General features: G+C 70.1%; 13 protein-coding genes and 1 pseudogene. 3 read left to right on the forward strand and 11 right to left on the reverse strand.

Annotated elements, in window-relative coordinates; genetic code table 11:
• Window positions 1-32 precede the first annotated feature (32 nt).
• From E2169_RS04350 to nudE, 6 genes are all read right to left on the reverse strand, one after another.
• Complete coding sequence (locus E2169_RS04350; protein WP_132985342.1) at window positions 33-1,337, reverse strand: sensor histidine kinase; 1,305 nt, start codon at window positions 1,335-1,337, stop codon at window positions 33-35.
• Between the two features lie 19 nt (window positions 1,338-1,356).
• Window positions 1,357-2,070, reverse strand: coding sequence for a response regulator transcription factor (locus E2169_RS04355; protein ID WP_132985343.1), 714 nt, complete (start codon window positions 2,068-2,070; stop codon window positions 1,357-1,359).
• Between the two features lie 72 nt (window positions 2,071-2,142).
• On the reverse strand, window positions 2,143-2,445 hold the full coding sequence (locus tag E2169_RS04360) for an Mpo1-like protein (protein WP_132985344.1): 303 nt from the start codon (window positions 2,443-2,445) through the stop codon (window positions 2,143-2,145).
• Between the two features lie 39 nt (window positions 2,446-2,484).
• Window positions 2,485-3,321 carry a nucleoside triphosphate pyrophosphohydrolase gene (gene mazG, locus E2169_RS04365; protein ID WP_229659184.1) on the reverse strand — a complete coding sequence of 279 codons (837 nt, stop codon included), beginning with the start codon at window positions 3,319-3,321 and terminating at the stop codon, window positions 2,485-2,487.
• 292 nt (window positions 3,322-3,613) lie between these two features.
• Window positions 3,614-4,408, reverse strand: coding sequence for a 3'(2'),5'-bisphosphate nucleotidase CysQ (gene cysQ, locus E2169_RS04370; RefSeq protein ID WP_132985346.1), 795 nt, complete (start codon window positions 4,406-4,408; stop codon window positions 3,614-3,616).
• A complete protein-coding gene (gene nudE / locus E2169_RS04375; RefSeq protein WP_132985347.1) occupies window positions 4,395-4,949 on the reverse strand; it encodes an ADP compounds hydrolase NudE in 555 nt (184 codons plus the stop codon). Before nudE ends, cysQ begins: the two co-directional genes overlap by 14 nt.
• 38 nt (window positions 4,950-4,987) lie before the next feature.
• Here nudE and bioA point away from each other — a divergent pair, with 38 nt between their 5' ends.
• Entirely contained in the window at window positions 4,988-6,397 is a 1,410-nt protein-coding gene (gene bioA, locus E2169_RS04380; RefSeq protein ID WP_132985348.1) for an adenosylmethionine--8-amino-7-oxononanoate transaminase, read from the forward strand.
• 269 nt (window positions 6,398-6,666) lie between these two features.
• Window positions 6,667-7,404: a 16S rRNA (uracil(1498)-N(3))-methyltransferase gene (locus tag E2169_RS04385; RefSeq protein WP_132985349.1), complete on the forward strand. Its 738-nt coding sequence runs from the start codon at window positions 6,667-6,669 to the stop codon at window positions 7,402-7,404.
• Window positions 7,405-7,413: 9 nt separating this feature from the next.
• Here the strand turns inward: E2169_RS04385 and E2169_RS04390 are convergent, their stop codons facing one another.
• From E2169_RS04390 to E2169_RS14615, 3 genes are read right to left on the reverse strand one after another with little or no spacing between them, the layout of a single operon-like run.
• Window positions 7,414-7,902, reverse strand: a complete 489-nt coding sequence (locus E2169_RS04390) for a chemotaxis protein CheW (RefSeq protein WP_132985350.1) — start codon at window positions 7,900-7,902, stop codon at window positions 7,414-7,416.
• A 10-nt stretch (window positions 7,903-7,912) separates the two neighbouring features.
• Window positions 7,913-9,367, reverse strand: coding sequence for a chemotaxis protein CheB (locus tag E2169_RS04395; RefSeq protein ID WP_132985351.1), 1,455 nt, complete (start codon window positions 9,365-9,367; stop codon window positions 7,913-7,915).
• On the reverse strand, window positions 9,360-11,768 hold the full coding sequence (locus E2169_RS14615) for a response regulator (protein WP_425480534.1): 2,409 nt from the start codon (window positions 11,766-11,768) through the stop codon (window positions 9,360-9,362). Before E2169_RS14615 ends, E2169_RS04395 begins: the two co-directional genes overlap by 8 nt.
• Window positions 11,769-11,776: 8 nt before the next feature.
• Here E2169_RS14615 and E2169_RS14620 point away from each other — a divergent pair, with 8 nt between their 5' ends.
• Window positions 11,777-12,544: a pentapeptide repeat-containing protein gene (locus E2169_RS14620; RefSeq protein ID WP_425480535.1), complete on the forward strand. Its 768-nt coding sequence runs from the start codon at window positions 11,777-11,779 to the stop codon at window positions 12,542-12,544.
• A 658-nt stretch (window positions 12,545-13,202) separates the two neighbouring features.
• Here the strand turns inward: E2169_RS14620 and E2169_RS14625 are convergent.
• Window positions 13,203-15,413: pseudogene (locus E2169_RS14625) on the reverse strand (FimL-related protein); the annotation flags it as partial.
• An 11-nt stretch (window positions 15,414-15,424) separates the two neighbouring features.
• Window positions 15,425-17,446, reverse strand: a complete 2,022-nt coding sequence (locus tag E2169_RS04405; RefSeq protein ID WP_132985353.1) for a methyl-accepting chemotaxis protein — start codon at window positions 17,444-17,446, stop codon at window positions 15,425-15,427.
• Window positions 17,447-17,452: the final 6 nt, after the last annotated feature.

The following is a 17,452-nucleotide window of genomic DNA, read 5'->3' on the forward strand; positions in this document are numbered from 1 at the left end:
CTAACGCACCAGCATGGCAGGCGTTGACCGGCTCAGGGATCCCGACGCGGCTGGAAGCGGACCGCCGCGTTGGTGCCTTTCCCGGGCGTGCTGTCGATGTCCACCGACCAGCCGAAGCGAGCGGCCAGTCGTCGCACGACGGCCAGTCCCAGGCCGCGGCCTCCGACGTACTGATCGGCGCGGTAGAACGGCTCGAAGGCGCGCTCAATCACGTCGCGCTCCATGCCCACGCCGGTATCACGGACCTCCACGCGGTCGTCCTCCACCAGCACGTCGACGGTGCCCTCGACGGTGAAGGTGCAGGCATTGCGCACCAGCTGTTCGAGGATGACGGCCAGTGCGCGCCGCGAGCCGCGAAGCCTTGGCGCGCCGCGTTCCACAAGCGCCAGGCGCACCATCGCCGCGTCGGGCAGTTCGTCCAGCAGCACCTGGCCGACGTTCACCGCCTCGGTGGCGACGTCCAGGGCGTCGAACTCCTCGCCGTTGCCCGGCTCGTCCTCGCGGGCCAGGATCAGCAGGGCATCGACCACCGCCTCCATGTCGCGCGCGGCTACCTGCAGCCGGTCCAGCGAGCGCTGCATGCGCTGCGGCAGCTCGGGATCGCGGCGCAACATGTCGGTGGCGACCCGGACCACGGTCAACGGCGTGCGCAGCTCGTGGCTGGCTTCGCGGGTGAAGTCGCGCTCGCGGCGGATGAAGGCCTGGGTACGCTCGGCCAGGCCGCGCAGCGCACCGCCAAGCAGATGCACCTCGCGCCCGACCGCCCCCGGAAGCCGCTCCGGATCGATGGCGTCGAGATCCAACTGGCGCGGATCCCAACTGGCGACCTGGGCTGCCAGGGTCGTCACCGGCAGCACCATCCGCCGCGCGATCCGGTAGCTGAGCCAGCTGACCATGGTGATCGCCCCGCCGGTCAGCAACGACGCGATCAGCAGCGACCACAGACCGGCATGGTCGAGCAGCGGGAAAGCGATCCGCATGTACAGGCGGCCGCCGGGACCGTCCTCGACCAGCAGCCGCTGCGAGGCGCCCGGCACCTGCATGCGGTGCAGGCCGGGGCCCGCATCCAGATAGGTCTCGGGCACCCCCGCATCGGCCGGATCGGTGCCGGCGGGTACGAAATAGCCGTGCACCGACGACGTCCACGGCGCCGGGAACGCCGGGTCCCTGGCGGATTCGACCCAGTAGCGGTCGGCTTCGGCGCGCACCCACTGCGAGGCAAGCATGCCGCGCCCGACCACGGTCGACACGTACAGGCAGGCGACCACTGCAACCACCGCCAGCAGCGCCTGCAGCGCAAACACCCGTCGCAGCTTGCGCGGCAACCCCTGTGGCATTCCCCTGCTCCCGCCGTCGTCAGGCCGGCGGCTGTTCGATGTCCGCGATGCGGTAGCCGGCACTCTGCACGGTGTGCAACAGCGGTTTGTCGAAGGGCTTGTCGATGGTCTTGCGCAGGTTGTAGAGGTGGCTGCGCAGGGTGTCGGAGTCGGGAAGGCTGTTGCCCCAGATCTCGCGCTCGATCTCCTGGCGGTTGACCACCCGTGGCGACTCGCGCATCAGGATGGTGAGCAGCTTCAGCCCGATCGGCGACAGCTGCAGCTCGGTGCCCGAACGGGTGGCGCGCAGGCTGGCCGGGTCGAGCACGAGGTCGGCGACCTTCAGCACCTCCGAACCCACCTGGCGCCGCTCGCGGCGGATCAGGGCGCGCAGCCGCGCTTCCAGCTCCTGCACGGCAAACGGCTTGACCAGGTAGTCGTCGGCGCCGGCACCGAGCCCGGTGAGCTTTTCGTCCAGGGTGTCGCGGGCGGTGAGCATGAGCACCGGCGTCGACTTGCGCGCTTCCTCGCGCAGGCGCTTGCAGACCTCGATGCCGTCCAGGCGCGGGAGCATCAGGTCGAGCACCACGACGTCGTAGTTGTTCTCGCTGGCCAGGCGGTAGCCGTCCAGGCCATCGGCGGCGTAATCGACCTCGAAGCCACGGCCCTCGAGGTATTCGCCCACCATTTCGGAAATATTGCGGTTGTCCTCGACGATCAGGACAAGGCCGCCGGGTTCCTGCGATCCACGCATACAGTTCTCTCCACGGGCGTCTTCAGCTTTGTGAAAGGTGCCGCGGGGCGAGTCTAGGCCATGTGAAGGCCTTCAGAACGGGATGCGCCCGGTGAGGATGTCCTTGAACATCACCCAGTCGCCAGCGAAGGAATACAGGGGATGGCGAAACGTGGCGGGCCGGTTCTTCTCGAAGAAGAAGTGGCCGACCCAGGCGAAGGCATAGCCGCATGTGAGCGCGGCCAGCAGCCACCACGCATTGCCGCTGGCGACGGCCGCGACGGCGAAGGCCAGCGCGCCGCAGCTGCCGATGAAGTGCAGGCGTCGCGACGTGCGATTGCTGTGCTCGTCGAGGTAGAACGGGTAGAACTCGCGGAAGCTTGCGAAGCGGGCCATGCGGCGGCTCCTGTTGCGGCCGGTTGCCGGCATCATGCCTCAGCGCACGCGTTCGCGCTCGGCGCCAGCGGCGGCCTCGCGTTCGGCATCCTTGACCCGCGTCCAGTAGGCGTCCTGCGCTCCGAGCGGCTGCCCGGCAAGCGGCGCGCCCTCGTCCGCGGCCAGGCTCTCCATGGCGCGGAAGCGGCGCTCGAACTTGTGGTTGGCACGGCGCAGCGCGGTCCCGACATCGACCTGGGCGTGGCGCGCCAGGTTGGCGGCCACGAACAGCAGGTCGCCGAGTTCGGCCTCGAGCCGGTCGCGCGCGCCGACATCCCCGGGCGCGGCGGCGACCGCATCAAACTCGGCCCGGACTTCTCCCAGCTCCTCTTCGAGCTTGGCCATCACCGGCGCGGGGCCGGGCCAGTCGAAGCCCACGCGCGCCGCGCGGTCCTGCAGCTTCACCGCCCGCTGCCATTCCGGCAGTCCGCGGGCGATGCCGGCCAGCGCGGATGCGTCGACCTCGCCGGCCGCGGCACGCTCGGCACGCTTGATCTGCTCCCAACTCGCCCGCACCGCGTCGGCATCCCCGCGGTCTTCATCGCCGAACACATGCGGATGCCGTCGCTCCATCTTGTCCGAGATCGCCCGTGCGACGTCCTCGAACGCGAACCCGCCGGCCTCGCTGGCCATCTGCGCATGGAACACCACCTGCAGCAGCAGGTCGCCCAGCTCCTCGCGCAGCCCCTGCATGTCGCCGCGATCGATCGCATCGGCCACCTCGTAGGCCTCCTCGATCGTGTAGGGCGCAATCGTCGAAAAATCCTGCGCCAGATCCCAGGGGCACCCACCGGCGGGATCACGCAAGCGCGCCATGATCCCCAACAAGCGCTGCATCTGGTCAAGCTGTTCGGTCACTTCGGGACTCCTGGAAAGCATTTTTTGCCACGGATTTGCGCGGATGAACGCGGATAAAGCCGAGAAGCTTTTTTTGGCCGCGGATTTGCGCGGATTGCGCGGATCTGGCTGAGGCAAGTTCGTGGCCACAAGCCCATCTAAAGAAAAGCAGGGCAGAGCGCGGTGTTCCGGCTGGCCTCGCTGTGATCCGCGTAATCCGCGCAAATCCGTGGCTGAATAAAGCTTCTGCCCTATCCGCGTTCATCCGCGCAAATCCGTGGCAAAAAAGCTCTTAAATCCAGCCCCGCCAAGGCAGCGCCGGATCCCCCAGCGCGACGAAGTCGCCGTTGAGGAGGGTGTCGCGCTGGTTGTAGCGGAAGGGGCGGCCGCGGAGGTCCAGCACGCAGCCGCCGGCGGCTTCGAGGATGGCCTGGCCGGCGGCGGTGTCCCACTCGCTGGTCGGCCCCAGGCGCGGGTAGGCGTCCATGCCGCCTTCGGCCAGCAGGCAGAACTTGAGCGAGGAGCCCAGGCCGATGGATTCGTGTTCGCCGATGCGCTGGAGCATCGCCGCGGTGCGCGCGTCGAGGTGCGAGCGGCTCGCGGCCACGCGCAGCGGCGCGGTCGCCGGGCGGCGGGTGGCAATGGCGCGCTCGGCGTCGCCGTCGCGGCGGAAGGCGCCCTGCCCCGGCGCGCCGTGCCAGACGGCGCCGCTCACCGGCGACTGGATCACGCCGAACACCGGTACGCCGTCGTCCACCAGGGCGATGTTGACGGTGAACTCGCCATTGCCCTTCAGGAACTCGCGGGTGCCGTCCAGGGGATCGACCAGCCAGAAGCGCGACCAGGCGCGGCGCTGCTGCAGCGGCACCGTGTGCGCCGACTCTTCGGACAGCACGGGAATGTCCGGCGTCAGCTGCGCCAGCCCGGCGACGATGCAGCGATGTGCGGCCATGTCGGCCGCGGTGACCGGACTGTCGTCGGCCTTGGCGCGCACGGCGATGTCGTCACGATGCACCGCCATGATGGCCGCACCGGCATCGCGGGCGATGGCGATGACGCCCTCGTGCATGCCCTCAGCCAACGACATGGTGCTCCAGCCAGTCGCGGGCGATGAACAGCGCCGCGATCGACCGGCCTTCCGAGAAATCCTCGCGCAGGATCAGCTCGTGCAGGCGGTCGAGCCTCCATGGCACCACTTCCAGCTCCTCCGGCTCGTCGCCGGGGAGACGCTCGGGATACAGGTCGCGCGCGATGACAAGGTGGGTGGAATGGCTCATGTAGGTCGGCGCCAGCGTCAGGCTGCGCAGCACGTCGATCCGCCGCGCGCCGTAGCCGGCCTCCTCCTTGAGTTCGCGATCGGCGGCCTCGGCCGGGGTCTCGCCGGCATCGATCCGGCCCTTGACCAGGCCCAGCTCGTAGCGGTGGACGCCGGCGGCGTACTCGCGCACCAGCAGCACGGTGTCGTCGTCGACCAGGGGCACCACCACCACGGCGCCATGGCCGCGGCCGTGCAGGCGCTCGTAACGCCGGCGCTCGCCGTTGGAGAACTCCAGGTCCATGCGCTCCAGGCGATAGGGGCCGGCGTCGGATTCGGTGATCTCGTGGATGATCGGCAGGCGGCGGCTCATGCGTGCGCGCCCGTTGCCCAAGGGGCGATAATGCGGCGATGTCCGACGAATCTCTCCACGATCCCGCCATTCTATCCGAGGGCGAACACTGGCGATCCCGTGACCTGGCGGTGCTCTGGCACCCCTGCACGCAGATGCGCGAGCACCCCGACACGCTGCCGCTGCTGACCGTCGCCCGGGGCGACGGCGCCTGGCTGGTCGGCCACGACGGCCGCCGCACGCTGGACGCGGTGAGCAGTTGGTGGACCAACATCCACGGCCACGCCGAACCGCGCATCGCCGAGGCCATCGCCCGGCAGGCGCGTACGCTGGAGCACGTGATCCTCGCCGGCGCCACCCACGAGACGGCGATCGAGCTGGCCGAACGGCTGCTGGCGATCGCCCCGCGCCAGCCCGGCCGCGACCCGCTGGCCAAGGTGTTCTACGCCGACAACGGTTCCGCCGGGGTCGAGGTCGCGCTGAAGATGGCCTTCCAGTGGTACCGCAACCGCGGCGACGAACCGCGGCGCACGAAGTTCGTCGCGCTCGCCAACGGCTACCACGGCGAGACCATCGGCGCCCTGTCGGTGGGCGACATCCCGCTGTACCGGCGCGTCTACGCGCCGCTGCTGATGGAGGCGATGTTCACGCCTTCGCCCGATGCCTGGAACGCACGCCCCGGGCAGTCCGACGCGGACTGCGCCGAAGAGGCCGCCGATGCGCTGGCGCGACTGCTCGACGAGCATCCGGGCGAAGTCTGCGCGCTGATCCTCGAGCCGCGGCTGCAGTGCGCCGGTGGCATGCGCATGCATCATCCGGTGTACCTGAAGCGCGCGCGCGAACTGTGCGACGTGCACGGCGTGTTCCTGATCGCCGACGAGATCGCGACCGGCTTCGGCCGCACCGGCACCATGTTCGCCTTCGAGCAGGCCGGGGTGATGCCGGACCTGATGTGCATGTCCAAGGGCCTGACCGGCGGCTTCCTGCCCCTGGCCGCGGTGCTGGCCACGCAGTCGATCTACGACGGCTTCCTCGACGACTCGCGCGATCGCGCCTTCCTGCATTCGCACAGCTACACCGGCAACCCCCTGGCCTGCGCCGCGGCGCTGGCCTCGCTCGACATCTTCGAGTCCGACGACATCATCGCCCGCAACCAGGTCACGGCCGCGAAGATGGCCGCCGCCGCCGCTCCGCTCGCCGACCTTCCGCACGTGGCGCAGGTGCGCCAGGCGGGCATGGTGGTGGCCTTCGAGCTCACCCGCGACGGCGACCGCAGCACGCCCTTCGAAGCCTCGGACCAGGTCGGCCTGCGCGCCTACCGCACCGCGCTGGACCGCGGCGTGCTGCTGCGCCCGCTCGGCGACATCCTCTACTGGATGCCGCCTTATTGCATCGACGACAACCAGTTGGAACTCCTGGCGGACACGACGCGTGCCGCTATCGGTGCGGCGACCTTGAAAGCTGTTTAGCCACGGATCTACGCGGATGCGCGCGGATTTTCACGGATAGGGCGGAGGAGCATTTTTTTGCCACGGATTTGCGCGGATTACGCGGATCACAGCGAGGCCAGTTGGAACACCGCGCCCTGCCCCGCTTTTTCTTCAGATGGGCTTGTGGCCACGAACTTGCCTCAGCCAGATCCGCGTAATCCGCGCAAATCCGTGGCTGAAAAAGCTTTTGCCCTATCCGTGAAAATCCGTGCGCATCCGCGTAGATCCGTGGCAAAAAAGGATTCTCCATGCGACTGAATCGTGCCCACATCGAAGAGCCGCTGAGCGTCGGAGCCCGGGTCACGCTGGACGAGGGAGCCGCGGCGCATCTGTTGCGCGTGCTGCGGCTGGGCGTGGGTGATGGCTGCGTGCTGTTCAACGGGGACGGCCACGATTACGAGGCACGGATCACCGCCGCAGGCAAGCGCGGGGGCGAAGTGGAGATCATGGCTGCGCACGCCGTCGACAACGAATCCGCGCTGCGCATCGTGTTGCTGCAGGGCGTGGCCCGCGGCGAGAAGATGGACTGGATCCTGCAGAAGGCGACCGAACTCGGCGTGGCCGCTTTCGTGCCCGTCAACAGCGAGCGCAGCGAGGTGCGCCTGGATGCCGCGCGCGCCGCGAAGCGGCTGGTCCACTGGCAGGGCGTGGTCGGTTCGGCCTGTGCGCAGAGCGGGCGTGCGGCGGTGCCGGCGGTGTCGGCGCCGCTGTCGCTGGCGGACGCCGTGGGCGCACTTCCGGAAGACGCGCTCAGGCTGACCCTCGATCCCGCGGCCGACGCTGTGGTGCGTGGGCTGTCCGATCCCGGCCGGCGAAGCGTGGTGCTGGCGATCGGCCCCGAGGGCGGCTGGTCGCCGCGCGACCGTTCCGTGCTTGCCGATGGCGGGTTCAGCGGCCTGCGCCTGGGTCCACGGATCCTGCGCACCGAAACCGCCGGCATCGCAGCGATCAGCGCCTTGCAGGCCGCCTTCGGCGACCTGGCCTGAGGCCGCCGCTCAGGCGGCCAGCGCCTCGCGGATGGCGGTTTCGACGGCGTCCACGTCGGGCAGCAGCGCCGGCTCGTCGTTGAGCAGCACGCGCATCAGCACGCCCGTCGGCAGCCCGGCCGCCCCGCCGTCGACGTCGCCCTCGCCGGCATCGGGCACCAGCGCGTCGCGCGACACCGTGACCAGGCGCGGGAAGCCCTTGGTCAGCAGCGCGACGTAAGGCAGGCGGCTGTCGCCACCCAGCGCCTTGAGCACCACTACCTTGCTGCCCAGGCCGCCGACTTCGTCGGCGATGCCCGCAAGGCGCGAGAACGAGGCCAGGGGAAGCTGCCAACCGCGCCAGCGGATGCGGCCAAGCAGCCAGTCGGGCGCGTCGGCGACCGCTTCGGGCTCGGCATAGGACAGCACCTCGGCGATGGTGGCGTTGGGCAGCAGGAGGCGCGCGCCCTCGACCTGGATCAGCACGCCGCGGATGTCCTGGATGGCGGGGGAATTCATGGGCAAGTCCTCATGCGGGCCAACGGTCGAGCAGGGTCTGCGCCAGGTCGCCGGGCTCGGCGGCTTCGGCCCCACGCGCGACCAGCGCGCCGACCGCCGCGCTGTCATAGCAGCTCTCGGGCGCCTGCGCGAGCACCAGGGCGCCTGCGGCGGCCAGGGCCATCGCGTCGTCCACGCGGGCCGCCTGGGCGCCGCTCAGGAGGATCACGGCGCTGTCCGATGCGGGCAGCGCGCCATAATGGTCGAACCCGCCTTCGGCGGCTGCGAACACCAGCCGCGCGCGATCCATGACGACGGCGATCCCGGGCGCCAGGAAGTAGACGGTGCCGGGTTCGACGGAGGCACCGTCCTCGGCCAGCGCAACCGGAAGCGAGGTCGCGCGCTGCATCTGCTGCACCAGGCGCTCGTAGCGCCCGCCGTCGAGCTGGAGTCGCACCAATACCGCGCGTGCGAAGCCTTCACCCAGGCCGCCGAGCAGCTGGCGGACGGCGTCCGGGCCGCCGAGGCCCGCTTCAACCACTACCGCACCCAGGAGCGCGCCGTGGCCATAGCTGTCGGGGTCGGCCAGCGACAGGCCGTCGAGCCTGGAGGCCAGGGCGTCGAAGTCGATCGCGGGCGCGTCAGCCGCGCGCGTGGCGATCGGGGCGTCGTCGTCGGCCAGCGACAGGCCGTCGCCGAGTGAAAGCGGGTCGACGGCGGGCACATCGTCTTCTGCAAGGGCTTCGGCAGCCGCGTCGGCGCCGGGAGCGGCCGAGTTCACGCCGCTTGCGTCCACATCGTTCGCGTCATCCCCGCCTGCGTTCGAGGACTGTGCCTCCGCGGCGCTGGCGATGAGCCCTGCCAGGGCCGGATCATCGGCCAACGGAGCCTCGTAGGCCGCCGATGACGACGACCAGTCCATGTCCTCCGCGGAGACCAGCCCGGTGAAGCCCGCCTCCGTCGTCGTCCCGTCCGCAAGCTGCGGCGGGTCGAAGGACTCGGCGCGCGGCACCTCTGCCGCAAGATCCTGGGCGGCACCGGTGAGCGCGCCGATGTCGATGCTGGACGGATCGAACTCGCGCCCAGGCAGCGGGCCGGGCGCCGGGTGGATCGCCTCGTCGGCATCCGCGCCCGGGGGCAGCACGTCCTCGTGGCCGTTGAGCTTGGCCGCGAGGTGCCGCACCCAGCGCGCCGCGTCCCAGCCATCACGCTGCGCAGCGACTTCGGCTTCGTCGAACACGACCAGCACGCCCGGATCCGACAGCAATGCGTCGTAGCGCTCCAGCGAATCCTCGATCGCCGGCTCCAGCGCCACCAGCACCGCGGCCGGTGCCATCGCGATGGCGGCGGCCGGATCGCCTTCGCCGGGGTCGACGGCGGCCAGCAGTTCGGCGCCGGCCTCCGCCAGCGCCGATTCGAGGTGTTGCCTGGCTTCGCCGGCGCGTGCCAGAAGCAGGACCCGCACCGTGGCGCCCTGCTCAGCCATCGCGATGCGGCTTCAGCAGGTCGTGGACGTTGCGCAGCAACTCGTTCTCCTGGTACGGCTTGCCGAGGTAGCGCTCGACGCCGATCTCGAAGGCCCGCTGGCGATGCTTTTCGCCGGTACGCGAGGTGATCATGATGATCGGCACGTTGCGCAGCCGCGGGTCGGCCTTCATCGCGGTCGCGAGCTCGTAACCGTCCATGCGCGGCATCTCGATGTCGAGCAGCATCAGGTCGGGCACGCGCTCGACCATGCGCTCCAGCGCGTCGATGCCGTCCTTCGCGGTCCCGACCTCGTAGTTGTGGCGCTCGAGCACGCGGCCGGTGACCTTGCGCATGGTGATCGAATCATCGACCACCATGACCAGTGGCACGCGGCGCTGGTCGGGCGTCTCCACCGGCATGGCATCGCGCGGCCTGGCGACCTGCAGGCGACGCGCCAGCGGTGCAATGTCGAGGATCACGACCACGCTGCCGTCACCCATGATGGTGGCGCCGAAGATGCCCGGGACCGAAGCCACCTGCGGGCCGACCGGCTTGACCACGATCTCGCGGTTGCCGAGGATCTGGTCGATCGCCACCGCCACGCGCAGCTCACCGGAGCGGATCAACAGCAGCGGCATCTGCAGCTGGCCTTCGGCGCGCGCCGGCGCGTGGCCGACCAGGCCACCGAGGTCGTGCACCGCATAGTCCTCGCCACCGTAGGCATAGCTGGCGTCGGACTTGTCGAAGTCCTCGCGCGAGATGCGTCCCACGCCGCGGACCGAGGCGATCGGCACCGCGAAGCTGGTGTCGCCGATCTTGACGAAGACCGCCTGCGTGACAGCGAGCGTCTGCGGCAGGCGCATGGTGAACGTGGTGCCCTTGCCGCGTGTGCTGGAGATGTCGAGCGTGCCGCCGAGCTGGCGGACTTCGCTGGCCACCACGTCCATGCCGACACCGCGGCCGGCCAGGCGGCTGACCTCGTCGGCAGTCGAGAAGCCGGGCTGGAAGATCAGGGAATCCAGGTCGCTGTCGAGCGCGGCGTCGTCGCGGATCAGGCCACGTTCGATGCCGCGGCGGTGGATCGCCTCGCGGTCGAGGCCGCTGCCGTCGTCGGCCACTTCCAGCACGACTTCCGACCCTTCGCGGCGTACCGAGATGCGCACCATGCCTTCGTCGGCCTTGCCGGCTTCGCGACGCTTGCCGGGCTTCTCCAGGCCGTGGGCCACGGCGTTGCGCAGCATGTGCTCCAGCGGCGCGGTCATGCGCTCCAGCACGTTGCGATCGAGCTCGCCCTGGGCGCCGTCGAGCCTGAGCTGGGCGTGCTTGCCGGTTTCCGTGGCGGCCTGGCGGACCACGCGGCGCAGGCGCGGCACCAGCGAGTCGAAGGGCACCATGCGCGTGCGCATGAGGCCTTCCTGCAGGTCGGAGCTTACGCGCGACTGCTGCAGCAGCAGGGTCTCGTACTGGCGGGTCAGGTCGTCGAGCGTGCCCTGCAGGCTGGACAGGTCGGCCGCGGACTCCGCCAGCGCGCGGGAGAGCTGCTGCAGGGTCGAGAAGCGGTCGAGTTCGAGCGGGTCGAAGGTGGCATCGGCCGTCTCGTGCTCGCGCTGGTAGCGGGCGATGATCTGCGCTTCGGTCTCGATGTCCAGGCGCCGGAGCTGGTCGCGCAGACGCATGTTCGTCTGCTCCATCTCGCCCATCGCGCCGCGGAACGCACCGAGCTGCTGCTCCAGGCGTGCGCGGTAGATCGCGACCTCGCCGGCGTAGTTGACCAGGCGGTCGAGCAGGTCGGCGCGGATGCGCACCTGCTCCTGGGGCGCACGGACGGTGATGTCGTCGTCGTCGGCATGAAGCACGACGTCGCCCATCGGTGCGGTGAGCGGAGGCAGCGCAACCATCGGGGCCGGCATGCGCACGCCAGCCGGGGCACCGATGTCCGCCGAAAGCTCCTCGCCACGGGCGCGGGCGTCGAAGGCGTCGATCAGGCCCTGTGACGGACTGATCGCACGGCCCTCGCCGACGCGGGTCACCATGGCGTGCAGCCGGTCGAAGCCGCGCTCGAGCAGCGGCACGTCGTCGCGCGCGAGGTCGAAGCGCTGTTCGGACACGGCCTCGAGCAGCGATTCCATCGAGTGGCCGAGTTCGCCGATGGCGAACACGCCCGCCATGCGCGCACCGCCCTTGAGGGTGTGCAGGTCGCGCTGCAGCCCCATCAGCGACTCGCGGTCGTCGGCCGATTCCCGCAGCCTGGCGAGCAGGCCGTCGGAATGGTCGAGCAGGTCGCGGCCTTCGTCCACGAAGATCTCGACCAGCTCGGAATCCAGGCCGGTGAAGTCGAAGTCGGCGTCGGGATCGTCCTCGGTCGCGATCGCGGCGAGCACGGCCCTGCTTGCGGCAGCGGCGACGCGGTCGACGTCCATGCGCTCACTTGCAAGGCGTTCGGCTTCGAGGCGTTCGGCTTCGAGACGCTCCGCTTCAAGACGTTCGGCTTCGAGGCGGGCCGCGTCGAGGCGCTCTGCTTCGAGGCGTTCCACTTCAAGATGTTCGGCTTCGAGACGCTCAACCTCGGCGCGCTCTGCTTCTGTCCGCTCGACTTCGGCAAGCTCAGCCTCGAGGCGCTCCGCTTCGAGGCGTTCGGCTTCAAGACGTTCGGCTTCAAGACGTTCGGCTTCGAGACGCTCCGCTTCAAGGCGTTCGGCTTCGGCGCGCTCCGCTTCGAGACGCTCCGCTTCAAGGCGTTCGGCTTCGGCGCGTTCGGCTTCGAGGCGCTCTGCTTCGAGACGTTCGGCTTCAAAACGCTCAACTTCGGCGCGCCCTGCTTCTGTCCGCTGGACTTCGGCGAGCTCGGCTTCGAGGCGTTCGGCTTCGAGGCGCTCGGCTTCGAGGCGCTCGGTTTCGAGGCGTTCGGCTTCGATCCGCTCCGCCTCGAGCCGCTCCGCCTCGATCCGCCCGGCTTCGACACGCCCTGCTTCGATGCGCTCGGCTTCGATGCGCTCCTGTTCCAGGAGCTGCGCTTCCATCTCGGCGAACTGGAGCCGCTCCGCCTCGGCGGCGCGCTCCGCGTCCACGCGCCCGGCTTCGAGCTGATCGTCTACGGCAAAGCCGGTGTAGGCGCTCATGTCGATGTCGACCAGCTCAGGCACCTGCTCGCCCGCCGCCGCATCCGCATCCAGTCGCGCGTCATCGGCAGTGGTGAGTACATCGAGGCCCATCGGGGCCGGTTCCGGAAGGCCATCGCGCAGCGCTGCGAGCCGGGCGGCCAAGGCGGCGGCCACGGGTACCTGCGGCTGCGCGGACAGGAGTCCGGCGATTGCGGCGCGCGCCACTCCGGCAAGCTCACCGATCGCGGCCACGCCCTCGGCCGAGGCCGGCTCGCCGGCCGACAGCAGCCGCCGCACATAGCCTTCGCCCGGCGTCAGCGCCTGGGCGACGGTCGGCACCTCGGTCATGGCGAAGGCGCCGTTCATCGTGTGCAGTGCGCGCAGCAGCGCTTCGGAGGCCGGCGCGGGCGCGGAGGACGCGCGATCCAGCCAGGCGTCGACCGTAACCAGATGTCCGGCGACTTCCGCTTCGAGGATCTCCAGCAGCAGGGCGTCGACCGATGCCGGCACCATCTCCAGCGGCGCGGGCGCCGCGTTTTCGGCAGCGTCCGGCATGGGTGCAAGCGGCGCGACCTTGTCCGCGGGAGCGGCCTCCTCCGGTACCGGCGCGTCCATGGCAGGCTGCACGCGCGTCGCCTCTTCGGGCATGCCTTCATCGCCGCTGGCGATACGCTCGGCCGAGGCCTGCATGCGCTCGAGGTCGGAGCGGACCGCGCCGTCGCCGCGCAGCGCCGCCTGCAGTTCGGGCAGCGTGTAGAAGGCCTGGTCGACCATCGCGACCACGGCAGGGCTGGCGGGACGGGTACCGTCGAGCACCCGGTTGAGCATGTTCTCGACCTTCCAGCTGAACTCGCCGAGCTTGCGGGCGCCGACCAGGCGGCCGCTGCCCTTCAGGGTGTGGAAGACGCGGCGGATCGGGCGCAGGCGCTCGAGGTCGTCGGGCTGCGCACGCCACAGCGGCAGCAGCTGGTCGAGGTTGTCGATCTCCTCGGCGAACTCCTCGAGGAAGACTTCGCGGATCTCGTCGTCGATCTCGTCGCCGGTGGCTTCGAAGCCACCCGGTCCGGCCGGCGCCGCGGCCGCTGCAGTAGCAGCAACTGACGATGCTGCGGCCGCAGCCTCGGTCTCGGCGCCCGGCGCCGACCCGTGGCTGCCGCGATCGATCAGCGCGGCCACGGTGCGTTCGATGTCGGCCTCGCTCACCACGGCGGCCCCGGCCTCGGCCGGTGCCGATGCGGGCTGCGTGGGCAGCTTCTCGGCCGGCAACGGCCAGTAGCCCAGGCTCTCGAGGCTGTGGCGGCTGACGTCCAGGATTTCGTCGCGGTTGAACCGGTTCTCGCGCAGCGCCTCGAGGTAGTACTCGAGGCTCGCCAGCGCATCGGCGAAGGTGTCGAGCTGGCGCCCGTTGGGCACGCGACGGCTGTCGATCAGCTCGTCCTCGATGTAGCGGCGCACGCCGGTGAGATAGGCCGCGGGCTGCGGGAGATCGAGCATCTGCAGCGCGCCGGTGACCTCGCGCAGCAAGCGCGGGACCTCGGCCAGCTCGCCGTGGTCCCAGCCGGTCTCGATGAAGGCGACGAAGGCCTGGCGGGCGTCGGCGAAGTTGTTGATCGCCTCGCGCGCGAGCACGTCGAGCACCTTTTCCGCCTCGCCGGCGGTGAGTTCGCCCTGCACGGGCGCGTCCTGGTCGCCGGCACCCAGGCGTGCGACCTGGTCGTCGAGCGTGGCATCGACGTAGAGCAGCGCGCCGGCGACGTCGAGCAGTGCGCCCTCGTCGGCGGGCTTGCGGCCCTGCACGATCTCCTCCATCGCCGCGCGCTGCTGTTCGACCACGCCGCGGGCGACGCCCAGGCCGAGCATGCCCAGCGTGTCGGCGACCCGGCCCAGCGCCTCGACCTGCGGCGCCAGGCGCCCGAGGTCGGTTTCGCCGGTGCGCAGGTGCAGGTCGAGCGCGTCCTTGACCCGAAGCAGATCCTCTTTCACCGCCGCCGCCACGGTGTCGAGCAGCGCGCGGTTGCGCCCGCTCATGCTGCCCTGGGCGTGGCTGATCTCGGAGTCGGTGGGCAGCTGCTGCTGCAGCTCGAAGGTGTCGTGCAGCGCGCGCAGCGCGGCATGGTCCGTGCTGGCATGGACCACGTGGAACAGGAGCTGGCGGGTCGGCTCGAGCGCGGACTCCGCGCGCGGGATGCCGAAGCCGTCGTCCTCGAACAGGCGCCGGGATTCGCGCTCGACGCTGGCAAAGGCCTGGCGCAGCGCAGGCGTGGCTTCCAGCGCGCCGTCGGCCACGCCCTTCGCCACCGACGACGCCACCCACAGCATGCGACGCGCGGGTTCGGCCTGGACATGGGCGATCAGCGCGTCAAGCGCGCCCGCAAGCACGCCGGCATCGGCCGGCGCACCGTCTTCAGGCCAGGCGCCCATGGCGCCGCGCAGGTCGCCGAGCAGCGGCTGTGCGCGCGCATTGCGCACCGGAACGGGATCGTTGGCGACCGCCGCCGACGCCAGGTTGCCGGGCAGCGGGCGCTGCAGGTCGGGCGCGAACAGCACGCTCTCCGACAGGCCGGTCTCGCCGCGCGCCGCGCGCAGGTCGTTGAGCAGGGGCAGCAGGACGATCGGGATGTCCTTGTGGCCGCTCTGCAGGCGCTCCAGGTAATCGGGCAGCAGCACCACGCCGCGCATCAGCATCGCGCAGGCGGCATCGCGATCGGCCACGGCGCCATCCTGCAGCGCCTGGGCCAGGCGCTCCATTTCCTCGGCCACCATCGCCGGCGCGTACAGCTCGACCATGCGCAGCGTGCCCTGCACCTGGTGCAGGTAGCCGGCGCAGAAGCGCATGCGGCTGGTGTCGGTGGGGTCGGCCGCGAAGTCCTCGATCTCGATCTGCGCCTGGCGCAGGGTCTCGTCGAGCTCCGGCTTGACCCAGCCGAGCGTGGTGTAGTCGATCGCGTCGCGCAGTGCGGTCATCGGTCTGGGCTTCAGGCCGGCAGCTTGAAGTCGGCGACCGAGCGCCGCAGGTCGGCTGCGAGCTGGGCCAGATTTCCGATCGACGCCGCGGTCTGGTTCGCGCCTTGCGAAGTCTGCGCGGTGATCGACTGGATGGTGTTCATTGTGTCGGTGATGTTGCTCGCCGCCGTGGACTGCTGCTGCGAGGCGCTCGAGATGCCTTCGATGAGCGCCGCGAGGCTGGTCGACACGCTTTCGATCTCACCCAGCGCGGTACCGGCGTCCTCGGCCAGGCGCGCGCCGGCGACCACCTCGGAGGTCGTCTGCTCCATCGAGCTGACGGCTTCGTTGGTGTCGGACTGGATGGTCTCGACCAGCGTCTCGATGCGCTTGGTCGCGTTGGAGGCGCGCTCGGCGAGTCGCTGCACTTCGTCGGCCACCACCGCGAAGCCGCGGCCCGCCTCGCCCGCCGACGCCGCCTGGATGGCCGCGTTCAGCGCGAGGATGTTCGTCTGTTCCGAGATGTCGTTGATCAGCTCGACGATCGAGCCGATCTCCTGCGAGCTTTCGCCCAGGCGCTTGATGCGCTTCGAGGTTTCCTGGATCTGGTCGCGGATCGAGTCCATGCCGGCGATCGTTTCGCGCACCACGCCCGCGCCCTTGGTGGCGATCTGCACCGAGCGCTGCGCCACGTCGGCGGACTCGGCGGAGTTGCGCGACACCTGGTTGATGCTCTGCGCCATCTCGTTGATGCGGTCGGACGCGGAGTTGATCTCCTGCGCCTGGTGCTCGGCGGCCTCGGCCAGGTGCATGGCGGTGGCCTGCGTCTCCTGGGCGCTGGACGCCACCTGCACCGAGGTGTCGTTGATGGTCTGCACCAGGCTGCGCAGCTGCTCGACGGCGAAGTTGATGGAGTCCGCGATGGCGCCGGTCATGTCCTCGGTGACCGTGGCCTTGACCGTCAGGTCGCCTTCGGCGAGCGAACCCATTTCATCCAGCAGGCGCATGATCGCCTCCTGGTTGCGGTTGTTGAGCTCCATCGTGGTTTCGTAGCGCTCGCGGCGGTCGCGGCTGAGTTCGCGCATCAGGCCCACCAGCGCGAGGGCGGCAATGCCCAGGAACACGATCGAGATCCAGATGTTGCCGAGGATCGAGGTATCGCTCAGCGAACCGAAGGTGGTCAGCGACTGGAACAGGCTCTCGCTGTCGGCCAGCAGCTTGTCCGACCCTGTGGTCAGCGAAGCCGCCGCGTTCTGCGCGTCGAAGAGGTTCCGGGAGCTGGCCAGGATCGCGTCCAGGTCCTTCTTCATCTCCTCCCACTGCGTTCCCGCCTGGTCGAGCGCGGCCAGCGCGGAGGCATTGGACAGCGCCTGCACGTTCATCGCCTCGTCGCCCGAGCGCAGACCGGTGAGCACCTGTTCGAACACGCCCGCGTCGCGGGCCAGCGCGTCGCCGGCCACCGAAGCGCCGGCACCGCCGGCCTGGATCTCGGTCACGCGGCGGGCCATCATCGAGGCCAGCACCACTTCGCGCAGGGCGATGTAGATCTGCGACGACGGCGAACCGCTGGCCGACATCGCGCGCACCACCTCGTCGAGCTGTGCCTGCAGCTGCGGGACGGCCTGGGTGAAGCGCGCGGCGTTGCCGGCGAAGGCCATCACGGCCGCCTCGCTGGCGACCACCTGCTCGGCGTTGGCGGCCAGCGGCTCCCAGGTCGCAGCGACGGTGCGGATCTCGCCGGCGACGTCGGGCGTGCCGCCGAAGTCGCGGACGAGCTGCTCGATGTCGCCGTCGATGGCGGCCTTGGTGCCCTTGAACGCCGTGTACGACGCGCTGTTGCCGTCGACCGCCTCCCGGCCCTGGTTGGCCAGGCGCTGCGAGTTCACCTGCAGGCTCGAGGCCGCCGTGCTGGCACCGCCCAGGCGCGAGGCCTTGGTCATCGCGTAGATGGTGTTGCCGGCGAAGACCAGCAGGGATGCCACCAGCAGCCAGATCCAGACCCTGGCGCCGATGCTGCGGCCCTTGCCGCTCTCGTTGTCGATGACGTTGCTCATGGGATT

Source organism: Luteimonas terricola (assembly GCF_004352845.1).
GTDB lineage: Bacteria > Pseudomonadota > Gammaproteobacteria > Xanthomonadales > Xanthomonadaceae > Luteimonas > Luteimonas terricola.